The organism is Marinomonas sp. SBI8L, from assembly GCF_001624705.1.
In the GTDB taxonomy this organism is placed as follows: Bacteria; Pseudomonadota; Gammaproteobacteria; order Pseudomonadales; family Marinomonadaceae; genus Marinomonas.
Genome location: NZ_JSEO01000006.1, coordinates 180,332 through 194,961, shown reverse-complemented (window position 1 = coordinate 194,961; position 14,630 = coordinate 180,332). Strand labels below are relative to the sequence as shown.

Annotated in this window: 11 protein-coding genes and 1 pseudogene; 9 read left to right on the top strand and 3 right to left on the bottom strand. The window is 37.9% G+C overall.

Features of this window, described 5'->3' with window-relative positions; all coding sequences use genetic code 11:
- Positions 1 to 835: 835 nt before the first annotated feature.
- From OA91_RS11160 to OA91_RS24585, 3 genes and pseudogenes are all read left to right on the top strand, one after another.
- Positions 836 to 2,680, top strand: coding sequence for a hypothetical protein (locus tag OA91_RS11160; protein ID WP_063338292.1), 1,845 nt, complete (start codon positions 836 to 838; stop codon positions 2,678 to 2,680).
- Positions 2,681 to 2,749: 69 nt separating this feature from the next.
- Positions 2,750 to 3,733 (top strand): hypothetical protein, encoded by a 984-nt coding sequence (locus OA91_RS11155; protein ID WP_082827899.1) that lies wholly within the window; start codon positions 2,750 to 2,752, stop codon positions 3,731 to 3,733.
- A gap of 167 nt (positions 3,734 to 3,900) precedes the next feature.
- Positions 3,901 to 6,057: pseudogene (locus OA91_RS24585) on the top strand (AAA family ATPase).
- A 167-nt stretch (positions 6,058 to 6,224) separates the two neighbouring features.
- Here the strand turns inward: OA91_RS24585 and OA91_RS11145 are convergent.
- A complete protein-coding gene (locus tag OA91_RS11145) occupies positions 6,225 to 7,454 on the bottom strand; it encodes an MFS transporter (RefSeq protein ID WP_063338291.1) in 1,230 nt (409 codons plus the stop codon).
- A 217-nt stretch (positions 7,455 to 7,671) separates the two neighbouring features.
- On the opposite strand from OA91_RS11145, the gene cyaB (OA91_RS11140) reads away from it, so the two are divergent.
- The 3 genes from cyaB (OA91_RS11140) (at position 7,672) to cyaB (OA91_RS11130) (ending at position 10,161) form a co-directional block, all read left to right on the top strand.
- Entirely contained in the window at positions 7,672 to 8,217 is a 546-nt protein-coding gene (cyaB, locus tag OA91_RS11140; protein ID WP_063340095.1) for a class IV adenylate cyclase, read from the top strand.
- Between the two features lie 88 nt (positions 8,218 to 8,305).
- Positions 8,306 to 9,283, top strand: a complete 978-nt coding sequence (locus OA91_RS11135) for a transposase (RefSeq protein ID WP_063338289.1) — start codon at positions 8,306 to 8,308, stop codon at positions 9,281 to 9,283.
- 332 nt (positions 9,284 to 9,615) lie between these two features.
- Positions 9,616 to 10,161, top strand: a complete 546-nt coding sequence (gene cyaB / locus OA91_RS11130; RefSeq protein ID WP_063340094.1) for a class IV adenylate cyclase — start codon at positions 9,616 to 9,618, stop codon at positions 10,159 to 10,161.
- A 168-nt stretch (positions 10,162 to 10,329) separates the two neighbouring features.
- Here the strand turns inward: cyaB (OA91_RS11130) and OA91_RS11125 are convergent, their stop codons facing one another.
- A complete protein-coding gene (locus OA91_RS11125) occupies positions 10,330 to 11,205 on the bottom strand; it encodes a LysR family transcriptional regulator (RefSeq protein ID WP_063338287.1) in 876 nt (291 codons plus the stop codon).
- A 98-nt stretch (positions 11,206 to 11,303) separates the two neighbouring features.
- Here OA91_RS11125 and OA91_RS11120 point away from each other — a divergent pair, with 98 nt between their 5' ends.
- Together OA91_RS11120 and OA91_RS11115 are read left to right on the top strand one after the other, a co-directional pair.
- On the top strand, positions 11,304 to 11,720 hold the full coding sequence (locus OA91_RS11120; RefSeq protein ID WP_231870355.1) for a VOC family protein: 417 nt from the start codon (positions 11,304 to 11,306) through the stop codon (positions 11,718 to 11,720).
- A complete protein-coding gene (locus tag OA91_RS11115; protein ID WP_063338286.1) occupies positions 11,717 to 12,718 on the top strand; it encodes a 2-hydroxyacid dehydrogenase in 1,002 nt (333 codons plus the stop codon). Before OA91_RS11120 ends, OA91_RS11115 begins: the two co-directional genes overlap by 4 nt.
- 77 nt (positions 12,719 to 12,795) lie before the next feature.
- Here OA91_RS11115 and OA91_RS11110 read toward each other — a convergent pair whose 3' ends face one another.
- Positions 12,796 to 13,683, bottom strand: a complete 888-nt coding sequence (locus OA91_RS11110; RefSeq protein WP_063338285.1) for a LysR family transcriptional regulator — start codon at positions 13,681 to 13,683, stop codon at positions 12,796 to 12,798.
- Positions 13,684 to 13,882: 199 nt separating this feature from the next.
- On the opposite strand from OA91_RS11110, the gene OA91_RS11105 reads away from it, so the two are divergent.
- Complete coding sequence (locus OA91_RS11105) at positions 13,883 to 14,512, top strand: LysE family translocator (RefSeq protein ID WP_063338284.1); 630 nt, start codon at positions 13,883 to 13,885, stop codon at positions 14,510 to 14,512.
- The last annotated feature ends 118 nt before the right edge of the window (positions 14,513 to 14,630 follow it).

Genomic DNA, 14,630 nt, shown 5'->3' with positions numbered 1-14,630 from the left:
AAAGCCTAGAAAAATGCGTGTCTTAATTCTTACTTTTAATGAGAAATAAGACGCGCATTTTTTTGCTTTAGTCACTGCAAATTTGTTTGAGTCACTGCAAAAGCAACGTGTTCCACTCCATCAAAGCAACAAAACAAGCTACTAACACCCCAAGATCATCCATTTTACAGATATGCCTTTGTAATATTTGTTTAACAAACACCATTCAAACCTTAAGTATTTTGCCTATTTTCCTCTGTGAGAGAGGCAATATTGCTTCTAATAACCAAAATCAGCCCTCTATATTTTTAATTACCCTGAGACTATTTTTTAGTTGCATAAATAAATAGCTGTTACTAAATATTAAATACGGGTTCACTTTTTGAGACTTTTATCAAAAATTTAATTGATATTTAGCTCTTTCATTAGAGAAATTTATATTAAACAAAAGGCTAATTTAAGCCCTTCTATATTAGTGTTTAGTTAATCTAATCTAGTGGTTTAAAACTCTTTCCAGTGAATTATTTTATTGATTTAACTGATCGAGGTTCAGTTTTATGGCTGTGTAACCGCTGCTTAAAATATGTGTTTGTGCAATTGGAATACTTGAGTAGAATCGATTGATCATTAATCGAGTGAATAATTTGTTGTTTAACTTGATGTTTTAATTGTAAAAAAATCACTGCTCATAGGGATAGGTTCTTAACCCTTCAAAATCTTAAGTGCTATTAACCTTGGACGTATCAATCGTTTTCAGTAGTTTGTTTAAGGTTTATTGAGGCATTTTATATAAAATTCTCAGATTTATCCTGACTTATATCTGACTCAGGATACGAAACTAACCAAGGAATCAGGCATGAAGCTAAATCAAGTTCTTTCTAGTGTTAATCAAGTTGAAAAGTCTAAATTTATAACCTGCCTCGATAAGCTTTGTATTGATGTTGGAAAAAACAACACAAGCATATCTAAATCGATTGAAAATATTGATGGTCAAATTAAGAACGCTTCTGGTAGTGAAGTCACACAACTATTTTTTGCTGTTAAAAAGTTTTTTAAAGATGCTGTAAAAGAACAAATATTAATGAACTCGGCACAAATTAGTTTATTGGTCAATATTTTAAGTCGTGATGGTAATTGCGTTGCACGTATAAGCTGGATTGAAAGCCTTTATGTTAAAGAATGGGCTGAGTTGGACTCTCTTTCAAAAGAGCTAAATGAAGAAATTACTTCCTATAACGAAGGTGATGTCACTGATAGATCAAAAGCGTTAAATATCTATCACGCATGTATGACCGAAGCTTATGTTAATGATAAGCGTGTAAATAGAGAGTCTAAAGTAACAGATGATGAGCGCGGCATTCTTAATGTCCTTAGCCATCACTTAGGTTTAACGACAGATGAATGTGCCGCTGTTGAACACTTAGTTGATGTAATTCCTAAAGATGGCGTTCTTGATGCTCTAAATGTTTTAAGAGACATGGGTATTGTCTTTATCAGTAAGAAGCGACAAGAAGTCTTTATTCCTGATGAAATCGTTGCTCTTTTGAATGACATACAGGGTAAAGATCTAGCTGATAAACACAGATTGAGATTGTTACGCACTTTTTCAGATGCTGAATTATCGAATGTTCTTAGAGCACACGGAAGAAAAACACGTGGTGTATCTAGGGCAGATAAAATTCATACCATTATTCATTCTGGTATTAATGCGCAAAACCTTCTTGCAGTAGACATATACTCACCAGAAGATAACCAGAATCAGCGCAAAGAAAGGCTTAAACAACTGATTGCTGATTTAGAGATAGATACAGACAAATTAGGTACAACGCTTGATGAGCGAATACAGTTAATTATTTCATCACTTATCAATGCGACAGAAAAAGAGTTTGATTCATTAAGCGCAAGTGGCTTTAAAGAGTTACTTAAATCATTAGAAGATCATTTCCCTACCATTATCCAAGTCATTAAATCTCAGTTTGAATTAGAAGAAAACGAAATCGTGGATACCGACAAGCTTAGAGCGTTAAGTATCACTCCTTACGACATTCTATATCTGCTATCTAATGATGAGATCAAAACCGTCCGTGACAGCATGTCCTTATCTAAGAAGGGCAATGCTCGCTTTGCCATTCTAGAAAGCTTCGCCAACGCAACCGATAAGCTCATTGATAATTATGATGCGCTAGCAAGACGTGACCTAAGTGTTTTACGCGATGTAGGTGTAGATATAGCAGAAGCCGACATCGGAATTAAATTTGAAGAAGTCACCAAGGCCATCTTTGAGTTGCTAGATTTAAATATCGATGAGGATGTACGCAAAGAGATCAACACCAATAAAGACAAAGCCGACATCATCATATCTTTGAGTGATGACGACATCATCATAGGGGAAGCCAAAACCTGTAAGAGCGGTGATTTCGCTAAATATTCTGCCACTTCAAGACAAGTTAAAGCCTATGTGAACCGTGCTGAAACAGTCGGTAAACGCGTAGCTCAAGTGCTTATTATCGCACCGAGTTTTTCAGATGACTTTATTGAATCGGCAGAGATGGATACAGAAGTGAATATTTCCTTGTTAGAAGCGAAAGGACTGAAGCTTATTTTGGATGCATTTAAGTCAAAAAGAAATCCAAAGTTCAGTGCCAAGTTGCTGACGAAGGGTGGATTGTTGAAGGCTGAGTTAATAGCTAAGACGATATGATTATTTAATTGTTTCAATAAATTTTAGGTTGTATTTTTATTAAAATGTTGTATTGGAGAAATACTTAGTATGGAAATTAAATTGCCAACTCAATTTTTACCTTCTTTTCTAGGTAAGCTGCAAGCAGATCTTTCTGCATGCCAATATGTAGACAATGTGAACGTTAACTTTTCTCCTTTGAGTTACTCTAAGCCAATGGCAATGCTTGTCGCGGGAAGTTACTTTCGTCAATGGATGAGTAGGCGACGTGAATTAGGTTTAAATACTACTAAGTCAGGTATTTCAGAAAAAAAGAATGTTCACTCATATTTAATGCATCTTGGATTTTTTGATTTCATCGGTATGAAAAATATTGGAAAGTGCGTAGGTGTTGCAAAAGGGAATACTAGATATTTACCTATTCGAGAAATAAGACGTGAAGAATTAGATAAACAGATCGAAGACACAGGAGAAGATTTGATCGATGCAATCATATTTCTGTCTGACGGATTGGCTAATGTTTTAGCTGGTGAAGACAACGGCGAAGCTAAGAAAGGTTTTAGCTACTCAATTCGAGAAATAATTAGAAACGCCTTGGAACATTCTGGTTCAGACTCATGTTTTATATGTGGGCAGCGATGGGTGAATGGTCAGTCAGAAATAGCGATAATCGATGAAGGTAATGGTATACATAAAACACTTTCTACAGCATATGAATTGAAAGAAAAGAATGCACTTGTTGATGCTATAAAGCCAGGTGTGTCACGTACTCAGAATATGTCTGAGAGAGAAAATATTTATAAAAACTCTGGATTTGGTTTATACGTTTTATCTGAGCTGGGAAATAGTTTTGGTTGGTTTTGTGTAGGAAGTGGACTAAGAAAGCTGAGATGTGAAAAAGGTAATAAAGTTGATAGTGAATTGCCTTTTGAAGGTACATTTGTTGGTATTCATCTGAATAAACCACCTCTCAATTTTGATGGGGTTTTACAAGATATAATTAGCGTAGGAGAAGAGGAAGCTGGAAAAGAAGGTCGAAATAGTGAAGCCTCTGAAATATCAAAAACTGCGTGATTTATGACGTTTTTCATTTTACATGGACAGGCATTCTAATTTGGTAACAAAAAATATTATAGCTGACCGCTTATTAGCACCAAAAAATTACTAATGATCGGTTGTTATAAACTACTCGACACCTCTTACGTTAAAACTCAAATAGAATTTAAAGTATAAGGATATATATGATTACTAACGTTCATATAGAAAATGTAGCAAGTTACAAAAATGTTTCGAAATTTTCCCCAAAGAATAAAATTTCATTACTTTATGGATTGAATGGGACGGGAAAAAGCACCATTTCAAATTACTTATATAATCCTCAGCTTAGTATATATAAAGACTGTAGCATTAGTAAAAGTTCTGAGTGTGATATTCTTGTTTATAATCAAAATTTTTTAAATGACTATTTCTACGAAGAAGATAGCTTAAAAGGCATATTTACCTTATCAAAAGAAAATAAGAGTATTTTGCAAAAAATCCAACAAGAGACCAATAATCTAGGAAAACTGGAAAAGGATAAAGAGTCTATTGATGGGGAACTTTCTGTTTTACAAAAACGATTAGCCAAAGAAAAAGAAAGAGGAGTCACCAGTGTCTGGAAGATAAAAACAAACTATTCAGGTGGAGACAGGGTTTTAGAATATTGTCTTGAAGGCTTAAAAATAAAACTATTCTCTCATATAAATAATATTGAGTTATCTAAAAACAAGCCTGAAGATACTATAGAAAAGTTGAAAGCTGAAGTATCTTCTATTGAGGGAGAAAATGCAAATCGTCTAAATAGATTAGGGGAGTTTGTCTTTACAGGTTCAGCGGTAGAATTAAACACTTTATTCAGTAAAATCATTGTTGGAAGTCAAGAAGGTAGTGTAGCAGAGTTTATTAACAATCTAGGAAATATCGATTGGGTTAAAAATGGTCTTGAATATGTTTCAGCTCAAGTTTCTGGATCAGCCTAAGAATGTCCATTCTGCCAAGAAAAAACTATTACGCAAGATTTACTATCTTCGATAAAAGATGTATTTGATCTTTCATACGAAAATGATATTGAAGGATTAAAGAAGTTGCAAGAAAGCTATAAAACGGCAGCTGGTGAACTCGTATTTGACAACATTGACGAGCTGGTCGTAACAACCCCTCAAATTTCTAAACAGTGGGAGCTTGCTGTTGAAGAGATAAAATCAATATATAGAGAAAATACACTTCAAATTGAAAGCAAGCTTAAAAGTCCTAGTACACCTATTACCCTAAAAAGTTGTAATAGCACAATCACTCGACTTAATGATACTGTAAGCCAGATAAATGTTTTAATTGATAAGCATAATAGTAAGTTATTGAACAAAGCATCTTCCTTAAATGAAATAAAAAAACGTTTTTGGGAGCTTATGCGTTGGGAATACGATCAAACTATTTCAACATATAAATCAGAGAGTGCCGTAAACCAAAAAGAAGAGTCAGAAATAATATTAGATCAAAACACTAAGATTAAAGAGATAGCCACATGTAAGCAAAGTATTTCAAATTTAAGAAAGCAAACAGTCAATATTGAAGAAGCAATTGAGAATATCAACAACTCTCTTTTGGATATAGGAATTGTTGGATTTTCTGTTGTTAAGCATGGAGATAACTTATATAAGATTGCTCGATCTGATATGAACTCAGAAGTTTTCCATTCATTGAGCGAAGGTGAAAAGACTGTAATTAGTTTCTTATATTTTATTGAACTTTGTAAAGGGGAAAAAACGGCAGCTAGTAGTCCAAATAAAAAGGTAGTTGTGATAGATGATCCAATTTCAAGTCTATCTCACCTTTATATTTTTAATATCGGCCAACTTATCAAAAAAACATTTTTTAACTCATCCTTATATGAGCAGGTTGTAGTTTTAACCCACAGTCTGTACTTTTTTTATGAGTTAACTCATACGAACAAGACTAAAAGAGATGAAACACAAAACCTTTATAGAATCATAAAGAATTCTGATGGCAGTTCAATTTTAAGTATGAAATATGAAGAAATACAAAATGACTATCAGACATACTGGGCAATGATAAAAGATAGTTCTACGCCTCCTGCACTAGTTGCTAACTGCATGAGGAATATAGTTGAGTATTTCTTCAGCTTTGTACAAAAGAAAGACTTTAATAATGTTTTTCAAAAGCCAGCTTTATCTGCAGATAAGTTCAAAACATTCTATCGCTATATGAATAGAGAATCACATTCTTTGGGTCAAAATATATTTGATATCAAAGAATTCAACCACGAAATATTCAAAGATGGTTTAAAGCTTATTTTTGAAGAATGTGGGTATGGCGAACACTATAAAGCCATGACGAAATAGTTTTACATGGACAGGCATTCCAATTTGACCCTCAAGGATGAGGTGTTTTACATGTATTCTAAAAGGACAGGCATAACAATTTAACCTTATTTTAATTCCCCTCTAGCTTTATTAGATTAGTTTTTAAAATGCCTGTCTTATTTAAAAAAGCCTAATAAATCACTAGATTATTGTGCTTGCGGCACGGCATTTCGTTGGCTCGAGAAATAGAAACTTAGTATGGTTATTGCCGTTAAAATACCACTTCCCATGAGCAGACTCTCCACCGAATAATATTCAATGATGATTGCAGAAAGAGCCCGTGAAATCGGTATCGCACCTACAACGGATAACATGACCATGGACATCGTCATGCCAAGGATGTGGCTCTCTGTGGTGGTTTGCAAATGAGTGATGACCGTCACTCGAATACAGGCATCGGCAAAACCAATTAGCGCAACGGCAATGAGAATGAAGTACTTCTGGTAAAAGAGCGCGAGTGCAAAAAGTGATGCGGCTATGATCAATTGAAATAAACAGACTTTATTAACGATTTGCCATTTGAGCTTCAATCGAGCCATTAATAGGTAACCCAAAATAGCGCCCATGGCTTGTACTGAAAACATCTGCCCGTAATGCTCAACGTTGGCGGCAAAACGTTCAACCACAATAAGTGGATAGGCCACACTAGAAGGGCCGACAGCGAACAAGCAGACGAAGAATAACAATAGGGTGATGTTGCGTACTTCAATATTTGCCCATACTGTTTTCACGCTTTCTAGCAAGCTGCTTGTTGAGGTTGAGTTTTGATTAGAAATTGGCAAAGTTCGAATCAGGCCAATTGCCAGTACTTGCATGAAGGCTGCAACAAGCATCGGATAGAGGTAGACGACATTGTCTCCCTGTTTGCTTGTCTCCAAAAAGGCCATTGAGGACGCGGCGACAACGGGTGCAATGATCTGACAAAATTGGATCGTACTCATGATCATACTGTTGGCCGAACTCAAGCTGTCCTTTTCAACGATGGAAGGAACAATGCATTCAGTGGCAGGGGCAATAGCAGCACTGAATAAGCTAAAGCCTAGCGCAAATACACACAGCAGGTAGATATTTACCCAGTCATTAGCAAGCAACAGCGCAAAGCATGAAAACAAAACCACCAAGGCCATACGAGCACCAATAAGCAGACGCTTTGCCCCTAGCTTATCTGTTAGGCGACCGCCATATAAGATGGCAATGCCACGGGGGAAGCTTTCAATAGCCAAGACAATCGCAACAGCACTCTTCCCACCGCCATCAACACTTAACGCCATCCAAGGCATCATGATTAACATAAAGAAATCAGCGAAGGAGGTTAGTGTGGTAGCAGCAAGGTGCCGAGAAAATGCCGGATTCGACTTAAGTTTATTCAATATCATATACATCCTTGTATTCGTAAAAACGCATAGCCGCCATCCCAGCGGATACCATTAATCCATTAAAGTAATTTACTTGAACTGTGCTCTGTTATTTTAAAAGTGACTGTCTAGTTTAAAAGTCAGTTTATATTAAAAGCTATCCTTTTTTCATTTCTTTATCTAACTGCCTTGAATGCATTTGATATGTTAATCTTCTTCTTTTTCAGGGAGATAAAGCGTGGCAAAAGATCATTTTCAAGGTAAGTATGAAGTCGAGTTGAAGTATCGCCTTACGTCCAAATCTGGCTTTCTGGAAACATTAAGCCAAACCCCTCATGAAGTCATGCTTGAAAATAATACGGAATCGGATTGTTATTTCGATACTCCAGATTTAGCGCTTGAAGCTCAAAATAAAAGTCTGTGCATACGTACTATGACTCCTTCTGGCATCAAATTATGGATAGTGAAAGGTCCAGAAGAAGATAGATGTGAAGCAACGGATATTAGTGATGCAGATAAAGCTTTGAGCATGCTTGAAACTATGGGGTATGAGATTGTTTTAAAAGCGACGAAAAGCCGTAGTATCTATTTTGTTGGTGAATTTCATATTACGTTGGATACACTTGCGAATATCGGTGACTTCGCTGAATTTGCCATCATGACAGATGATGAATCTAAGCTTTCCCAGTATAGAGAGCAGCTTGAAGCATTAGCTGCTAAGTTTGGTTTAACCCAGTTTGACCTTGAAACAAAATCCTATAAAGAGATGTTCACTGAAAGTTAAGAGTTCTAATAGGACAGGCATAACAATTTGACCTTCTTCTAATTACCATCTAGCTTTATTAAATTCACTCAAGGATGAGGAATCTAAAATGCCGAAACCACGTAAATCTCTAATTAGTCTTCAAGACACTCCCTATTATCATTGTGTATCCCGATGCGTCAGGCGTGCTTTTCTCTGCGGAGAAGATGAGTCTACTGGGAAAAGTTATGACCACAGACGAGGTTGGATTGAAGATAAAATGCTAGCCTTAGTCAATGTTTTTGCTATCGATATTTGCGCCTATGCTGTCATGAGCAACCATACCCATTTGGTACTTCATGTTGATGCAGATAAAGCGAATAACTGGTCTATCAAAGAAGTGCTTGAGCGCTGGCATAGCCTACATAAAGGTACTCAATTCACTGAAAAGTATTTAGAAAACAAAAAGATGGAAGAGTTTGAGTTAGCTTTGGTATATGAAAGATGTGAGAAGTATCGAAAGCGTTTAATGGATATCAGTTGGTTTATGAAAGAGCTTAATGAACCTATTGCACGTATGGCTAACAATGAGGATAAATGTACCGGACATTTCTGGGAAGGGCGCTTTAAGTCTCAGGCTCTGTTAGATGAGGCGGCACTTGTTGCCTGTATGGCCTACGTTGATTTGAACCCAGTTCGAGCTAAGATGGAAAAAACACCAGAATCCTCAAAGCATACTAGTATCAAAACTCGTATCGACGTTGTCAAGGCCAATCAAACTCAGCCTAAAACACTTTTTCCTTTTATCGGCTATGAAAGGGAGAATCAGCCGGAAGGGCTACCTTTTAAACTTGAGGATTATCTTGAACTTATTGACCTTACGGGCCGTATCATTCGAGAAGATAAAAGAGGGAGTCTTGATGTTTCTTTAGCGCCTATTTTGCAACGTATTCACCTTACCCCAGAGCAATGGCTGAAAGTCAGCACGGGGTTTGAAAAGCATTTTAAAGTCGCAGTGGGCTCAGAAAGGTTATTAGCTGATTATTGTGAGCATACTGAATTGCAAAGATGTTCAGGTTTAAGTGCTTGTAAACGGCTACTTTCTTAGATCTTAGTTTATTCATCTAGTCGAAATTCTTCCTATCGTTAACTCGAGATATCTTGACGCCCTAAATATGAAATTATCCAATTAATTGCTTAAAATGGGTCGCCAAATTAAGTGGGCTCTTCATTTTTTATCTATAAAGTGTCAGAAATATTTTAAGAATCTGTTTTTAGCTGATGTTATATCTGATCTCTTTTAAAATGCCTGTCTTATTTAAAAACCATTTAAAAACCAAAAGCCAGTTTAGATTAAAAACTATCTTTTTTCATTTCTTTATCTAACTGCCTTGAATGCATTTGATATGTTAATCTTCTTCTTTTTCAGGGAGATAAAGCGTGGCAAAAGATCATTTTCAAGGTAAGTATGAAGTCGAGTTGAAGTATCGCCTTACGTCCAAATCTGGCTTTCTGGAAACATTAAGCCAAACCCCTCATGAAGTCATGCTTGAAAATAATACGGAATCGGATTGTTATTTCGATACTCCAGATTTAGCGCTTGAAGCTCAAAATAAAAGTCTGTGCATACGTACTATGACTCCTTCTGGCATCAAATTATGGATAGTGAAAGGTCCAGAAGAAGATAGATGTGAAGCAACGGATATTAGTGATGCAGATAAAGCTTTGAGCATGCTTGAAACTATGGGGTATGAGATTGTTTTAAAAGCGACGAAAAGCCGTAGTATCTATTTTGTTGGTGAATTTCATATTACGTTGGATACACTTGCGAATATCGGTGACTTCGCTGAATTTGCCATCATGACAGATGATGAATCTAAGCTTTCCCAGTATAGAGAGCAGCTTGAAGCTTTAGCTGCTAAGTTTGGTTTAACCCAGTTTGATCTTGAAACAAAATCCTATAAAGAGATGCTTACTGAAAGTTAAGCGCTTCTAAATTTACATGAATTGCGTTCAAAGTTCGTACGCTTACACAAGATATCTATATGTAATCATACGGCTAAAATAATTATAAAATCTAACAAAATACTTAACTTAAAACTTACTGTTTTAGTCGGGTGTCTTTGATCATTCTCTATCTTTGAATTTCCACGCTTATATCAACTCTTTACTGGCTTTTATAACCGTATCACTAAAAGCCTCAATCAATCGCTCTTTGCCCACCTGGCGATGGGTAATCAGCTGAATATGTCGTTGGTATTCTTTGCCTGAAATAGGCTGGATTTTAATATTGTTAGCGACTTCCTCTAGTCCTTGCCAGATGGGTACTAATGAAACGCCCATATGACGTTTTACCATCAGAGCGATGCTCTCAAGGGCATCCAACTCACATAAGGTGTTGGCTGCTATATCGCAATCTAGCAAGTAAGAGTCTGCGATCGCGCCGCCCCAAGCGGATCTGTCGTATTGAATATAAGGTAGGTTCAGTAAGGACTCTTTGACGTTTAATGTGTTTGACTCACTGCTAATAAAGCCCAGTTGCTCCGTGTATAAAGTATTTGTCTGTAAGTACTTGGGGCAAACAAAGGGCGGCTTGACGATAATGATGACATCAAGATTTTTATCAAGCAGTTGCTGATATAAATTAGCCGAGGTTCCAGGTGAAATTTGTAGGTTGAGATCTGGTAGATGAGTAGCGAGCTGTTGAATCACACTAGGCATGATGCCAGTTAAGGCAGTGGAAACGGCGCCGACTTTTAAATCGCCAGATAAGCCTGTTTGGTCTAAATCATTTTGCAGTGCTTGGGTTTCTGCTACCAGATGCTTCAATCTAGGTAATAGTCTTAAGCAGGCTTCTGTTGGTTTGGCTGAATGGCCAGAGCGGTTAAGCAACGGGCAACCTAAACTTTGCTCTAGTGCTTTAATTCTCTGACTCACCGCCGCAGAGGTAAGCATTTGATTTCTTGCAGCGGCGGCGATAGAACCTGTGTTAACCACTTCTAGCAAGCTTGATAAAAATCGAATATCCAAAACAATTCCTTATGGTCATTCATATAAATATATAGTATTTGTTTTGAATGATGATTGCTAACCTCTGTTTCATGAGAACAAACAGAGAGACAGGTGATATGCAATCGAACATTTTCCATTTAGCCATCAATGTGACTGACTTAAACCAAGCTCGTGCTTTTTACGGTGAATTGCTAGGTGCAGAAGAGGGGAGAAGTACAGAAACTTGGGTCGACTTTAACTTTTTCGGGCATCAACTTTCTCTTCATTTGGGAGAGCCGTTACACACTAAGAACACAGGTAAGGTGGATAACATTGCTGTCCCTATGCCGCACTTTGGTTTGGTATTGCCCTTGGCATTATGGCGCACTCTCGCCGATCGATTAACCGCCGCTAAGATAGATTTTGTGCTGCCTCCCACTCATCGCTTCGAAGGGCAACCCGGCGAACAATTTACCTTTTTCTTTTTCGATTCTTTTGGTAACCCGATTGAATTTAAAAGCTTTGCTGACATGAAGGAGGTATTTAACGCATGAAGCATATTGTTTTTCTTAGCCGCTTAACCGACGAGGCTCAGTTTTTATGGCTTGAGCATCTTAATAGTCAGTTGCAAAACCAGACGGTGTTGCTCCCTGATCAAATTCCTGAGGGAGAAGAGGCCTTGGTCGATATCGCCATTGTCTCTAATCCTAACCCAGAAGACTTATTGCGTTATCCCAACCTTGTTTTGGTGCAAAGCTTATGGGCTGGAGTTGAAGGTTTGGTTCAAGCGCTGAAAAGTGATGTTTTTAACAAGGCTGGTTTTAATAAGACAAGTTTAGATAAGGAAAGTTTTAACAAGGCAAGTTTTCAACTCATCAGGCTGGTTGACCCGACTTTGGCTCAAAGCATGGCCGAGTCTGTATTGGCATGGACTTTGTACTTGCAGCGTAATATGCCGAGTTATGCAAAGCAACAAGGGCAAAAGCAATGGCGTAAGTTGCAGCATAGGGATTCAAAAGATTTACGCATCTCAATGTTAGGTGCGGGCAAGCTTGGGTTGGCTTCCTTGAGTTTGTTGCAACAGCTCAATTATTCCCTGAGCTGCTGGACTCGCTCTCCTAAAGTGCTTGATGGGATTCGCCATTATCATGGACGGGATGGTTTAAAGGCGATGATGGAGCAAACCGATATCTTAATTAACCTGCTTCCGTTAACGCCTAATACGCATCATATGTTGAATAACGAGACGCTAGCTTGGCTTCCTAAAGGGGCTAAGTTAATAAACTTCTCTCGTGGCGCCGTGGTTAATACGGCTGATTTATTAGCCTGTTTGGACTCGGGGCAAATTGAGCATGCTGTATTAGATGTATTTGAGCAGGAACCTTTGCCAGTTGAGTCTGAGGTTTGGTCTCACCCTAAAATTACTGTGCTACCGCACATCTCAGCACCGACAAATAAAGAAACTGCTGCCAAAATTGTGGCTGACAACATTCATTTATACAGAACTGAAAACAAGCTGCTAGAGAGCGTGGATATTAAGCTTGGCTATTAAGTTGAGCTATTGAATTGAGCTAAAAAGTTGAGCGAATAAAATGAGTTACTCGCTTTCTTTTAGTTTAAGTTTTTTTATTAAAGCTGTGCCTCAAAGCAACGCCATGCAGATTTTGCTGCATGAGAAGAAAAGCTACCGGCTTTTCTGGCGACACAAATAGGGCGGGGATGTTCTGGCATTAAGGGAATGACTTTTATATTTGGGCGGGAGTCAGGTACAGCCAATTCGGCCACAACAGAAATGCCTAATCCTGCTCTAATTAAGGCGAGTATTGAGGTTAATTGTACGGCGGTGTGCTTTACTTTTAAGCTGGCATTTGAGAGGTAAAACCATTCTCTTATCAGCGCTTCGCTGCCGCCTTTGGTTAAGATAAAATCTCGCGACATAATGTCTTTTACTGATAAAGTCGGACGCTTGGATAAGATGTCGCTTTCATTCACTAAGGCGACTAAGCGGTCCGTCATAATAGGAATCACATCGAGATCTAGTGCTTGCTTATCAACAATGATGGCAAAATCGACTCGACCTTCTCGTAGGGCCGATAAGGCGCCTTCGTCTGTATATTCATAAACTTCAACCTTAATACTAGGGAAGCTTTGACTAATTTTTTGAATGAAATTAGGCAAAATATGAGTGGATGCGGATGCCCCAAAAGAGGCTATTTTAATGGTACCGGCCCCTTCTTTTTTGATTTGTTTAAGCTGTTGAATTAATGCATCTTCTTTTTCTTGTTGCTGCTTCGCGTACTCTGCAATTAATTGTCCTTCTTGGGTTAGCTCAAGAGGGCGATTGTCTCTTCTGATTAATGCCACACCCAATCTAAGCTCAGCATTTCTAATGGCTTTGCTCGCAGCAGGCTGGCTTACGTTCAAAGCTGTCGCCGCTTGCGTGATGCTACCCAACGACGCTAGTTGTACTAATAATTTGGGGACTAAAGCTGGGATGTCATTTAATTCGTCAATCATAAAAGTATAACTTCAGGTTATTTTGTTATGCATCAGTATACTATCAGACTGAGCCTAGCAAGTGCAATTGAGCCATTAAGCGCTTAGCACTAGGAAATCTAAGGCATTACTCATAAGAGTTGATGTGTTTTTTGAGCGACAGTCTGCTTTTCAACGACAGCCTGTTTTTAATGACAGCCACACTAAACGGAGTCACGAAATGGCCGCTGAGACATGGTTAACTTTTATTATTGCTTCACTTATTCTGACAATGACACCTGGACCAAGCATCGTATTAGGTATGCTTCATTCGATGAAATATGGCGTTAGACAAACTAGCTTTACGGCACTGGGGGATATTTCGGCTAATTTTATCCAGATGATGATAGTTGCTGCGGGTTTAGGGGTTGTTATTGCCAGCTCTGAAATGGCATTTACCTTGATTAAATGGTTTGGGGTAATCACGTTAGTCTATATGGGGGTAAAAATGTTGCTTGATCGTAGCGAATTAACTCTCTCTGGCGCAGATGACACGACAGCAACGATAGGGGCGCACACCCTTTATATAAAAGGGTTTATGGTGGCCTTTGGCAACCCAAAAGCTATCGTCTTTTTTACGGCGTTTTTCCCTCAGTTTATCGATACCAGCCAGCCCTTATTGCCACAAATGGCTATCATGTGCCCGACAATGGCGTTGCTAGATTTTACCTGCGTCATGCTATACGCCATATCTGCTAAAGGGCTTCTATCTTTCTTGCAAGATAGCCGCAATTACGTAAACCGATTTGGCGGCTTCGCCTTATTAGGTGCTGCTATTTATTTATCGATAAGTAGCAGTGCGTTTATTTAGTGGTTCTGGTCTAGGCGTTTATAGACGAGGCTTAGATAACTACAAGAGATGTGATGAATTATTCAAATTAAATGTGCACTTTTTAAAAAATGAACTAGGTTTAAATTCTTGCAATCAT